General features: G+C 65.1%; 1 protein-coding gene. It reads right to left on the bottom strand.

The genetic code is table 11. The features are described 5' to 3' along the window. Positions 1-32: 32 nt before the first annotated feature. Positions 33-687, bottom strand: a 655-nt coding sequence (locus AC1DDS_RS25745) for a lytic murein transglycosylase (RefSeq protein ID WP_477481439.1), incomplete at its 5' end; no start/stop codon positions are given.

Below are 687 nucleotides of genomic sequence, written 5' to 3'. Positions count from 1 at the left end.
GGCGACTTTAAGCTGGAAGCGGGCGCAACTATCTAACTGCCGTCGATCGCGGCGCCGATGCGGGCGATTGCCTGCTGATAGACACGCGCGGAGTTCCAGCCAGCGATGGCGCCCATGTTTCCTTGATAGCCCCCGCCGGCCCGCCAACCTTGCGCCCTGAGGAAGTTGGCCGTTGACATCAGCGCAGTACTCTTGTCGCGCATGTCCCTGCTGCCGACGCCGTACTTCAAGACGTTCCCGGGCAGGAACCCGGTATGGCCGATCTCGCCGTGCATGGCGCCGACCGAGCGGGCGTTCAGCGCGCCGCTGTCGACCAGCATGAGCGCCGCGATGGCATGCGGCGCGAAGAATTGCGGGCGGCGGCAATCGTAGGCGAGCGTGACGATTGCCGATACAGTGTTCTGGTTGCCCATGGAGGCGCCGAAGCCGGTCTCCATACCCCAGATGGCGAGCAGCACCCCGGCGGGCACGCCGTAATTGCGCTCGATGTTGCCGAAGAGTGCTGCGTTCGCCGTCTTGAGCGATCGGCCCTTGGAAATAATCGCGGACCCACCGCGGCGTCTCATAAAGTCGTCGACCGAGCCGCCGAAAGCCCTGTTGACGGAGCGGTCGGCCCGGATGGTTCCTACGGCGTAATTCGCTCCGAGAAGCGCTGCAAGGCCCTTCCCCTTGACGCCGGCGGCCTTT

It is taken from the genome of Mycoplana sp. 10N416 (assembly GCF_056394765.1).
Note: the sequence above shows the minus strand (reverse complement) of the source record. Positions and strands in the feature narration are given on the sequence as shown.